This window comes from Synechocystis sp. LEGE 06083, from assembly GCF_015207725.1.
Classification (GTDB): domain Bacteria; phylum Cyanobacteriota; class Cyanobacteriia; order Cyanobacteriales; family Microcystaceae; genus Synechocystis; species Synechocystis salina.
In genome coordinates this window covers 1-1,944 of the sequence record NZ_JADEWJ010000412.1, presented here as the reverse complement: position 1 = coordinate 1,944, position 1,944 = coordinate 1, and the positions used below count along the sequence as shown (strand labels likewise).

Genomic DNA, 1,944 nt, shown 5'->3' with positions numbered 1-1,944 from the left:
TTAACAGTTCATCCATTAATTTATCGGCTACGGTATCCTCTTTTTTCTTCCTTGCCATCATTGCCTCCTTGCTGAAATGGGTTAATTTGTATTTTTGCTTTTACACAAATTAATTTACAGTCCCGCTTATTTTAGTTTTGGTGCCGCCAATCCTGATGCTTCTGAACATCTGCGTCGCTTGGAAAATAACACTTTTGGCTTTGAAGACCTGCCCAGTATTGCTGGGGTCAGTGACTATGACTTTAATGACACTGTGTTTAGCTTTTTTTATCGCACCTAGATTTTTGTTTTTTAGAAATTATTCTGGCCGGACGGCAGGACTACTTTATGCAAACCCACCATAATCCAGACCCCGGCGATCGCCCAGCCAACTTCCATATCTTCGCAATCAGTGGCTGGAGAATGTCAGAATAGGGGCAACTTGTTGTCCTTGCCGTTAAACCATGCCGACCCAGCTTGATAACATCACTTCCCCGGAAACTTCCCCTGATTATTTGGACGAAGTGCCTAATGACATGGAAATGTCTTTGTTTGATCACCTTGATGAACTTAGAACTCGCATTTTTCTGTCCTTGGGGGCAGTCTTGGTCGGAGTGGTGGCCTGCTTTATCTTTGTCAAACCCTTGGTGCAATGGCTCCAGGTACCGGCGGGCACAGTGAAATTTTTGCAGCTTTCCCCTGGGGAGTTTTTTTTCGTTTCCGTTAAGGTAGCGGGCTATAGCGGCATCCTCGTGATGAGTCCCTTTATCCTCTACCAAATTATTCAATTCGTTTTACCTGGTTTAACCCGTCGGGAACGTCGATTGCTGGGGCCGGTGGTGCTGGGCTCCAGTGTGCTTTTTTTTGCCGGTCTAGGCTTTGCCTACTATGCTCTCATCCCCGCTGCGCTCAAATTTTTTGTCAGCTACGGGGCAGATGTGGTGGAGCAACTCTGGTCCATTGATAAATATTTTGAGTTTGTGCTTCTGTTGATGTTTAGCACGGGGCTAGCCTTTCAAATTCCGATTATTCAAGTGGTTCTGGGCTTTTTGGGCATTGTCTCCTCCGAGCAAATGCTGAAGGGTTGGCGCTTTGTGATTTTGGGGGCGATGGTGCTGGGGGCAGTCCTCACCCCTTCCACGGATCCCCTCACCCAATCCCTTTTAGCTGGAGCAGTGCTGGGGCTTTATTTTGGGGGCATCGGTTGCGTGCGCTTACTGGGTAAATAGTCCCCAATCCTTTATCATTTGAAGTACGTTGCTTAACATTAAGAAATATTAAGATGGCATCCTCCGTTGCAATTAGGGAACTTCCTATTTTTCCACTGCCTGAAGTTGTGCTTTTCCCTGGGCGGCCCCTGCCCCTGCACATTTTCGAGTACCGCTACCGGATGATGATGAACACCATTTTGGAAGACGATCGCCGTTTTGGGGTGTTGATGATCGATCCCAGCACAGGGGAAATTTCCGATGTGGGTTGCTGTGCAGAGGTGTTGCGCTACCAAAGATTACCCGATGACCGGATGAAGGTTTTAACCCTGGGACAGCAGCGTTTTCGGGTGCTGGAATATGTGCGGGAAAAGCCCTACCGAGTCGGTTTAGTGGAATGGATTGATGATAAATACACGGGGCAGGATCTCCATGGCTTGGCCAAAGAAGTCGATCGCCTGTTGCATGACGTGGTTAATCTCTCCGCCAAGTTGACCGACCAGAATTTGGAATTGCCCGATGATTTACCCGTGTTGCCGGTGGAATTGTCCTACTGGGTAGCAGGAAATCTTTATGGCGTTGCCAGTGAGCAACAGAGTTTGCTGGAATTACAAGACACCGCCGAGCGCTTGCAACGGGAAGCGGAAATTCTCATGTCCACCCGCAACCACCTCGCCGCCCGCACCGCTTTAAAGGATGTTTTGGGTACAGAGGGAGAAGAATAGAACATTTTTTTAAAAAAGCTAAAAAAAAGCCC

Annotated in this window: 3 protein-coding genes; all 3 read left to right on the top strand. The window is 47.9% G+C overall.

The features are described 5' to 3' along the window. The first annotated feature begins 94 nt into the window (after positions 1-94). The 3 genes from IQ219_RS19230 to IQ219_RS19220 all read left to right on the top strand — a co-directional run bounded on the left by IQ219_RS19230 (position 95) and on the right by IQ219_RS19220 (position 1,912). Positions 95-280, top strand: a complete 186-nt coding sequence (locus IQ219_RS19230) for a DUF4114 domain-containing protein (RefSeq protein WP_194073677.1) — start codon at positions 95-97, stop codon at positions 278-280. 163 nt (positions 281-443) lie between these two features. Next, positions 444-1,208 carry a twin-arginine translocase subunit TatC gene (gene tatC / locus IQ219_RS19225; RefSeq protein WP_194020236.1) on the top strand — a complete coding sequence of 255 codons (765 nt, stop codon included), beginning with the start codon at positions 444-446 and terminating at the stop codon, positions 1,206-1,208. Positions 1,209-1,261: 53 nt separating this feature from the next. Then, positions 1,262-1,912 carry an LON peptidase substrate-binding domain-containing protein gene (locus IQ219_RS19220; protein ID WP_190598263.1) on the top strand — a complete coding sequence of 217 codons (651 nt, stop codon included), beginning with the start codon at positions 1,262-1,264 and terminating at the stop codon, positions 1,910-1,912. The last annotated feature ends 32 nt before the right edge of the window (positions 1,913-1,944 follow it).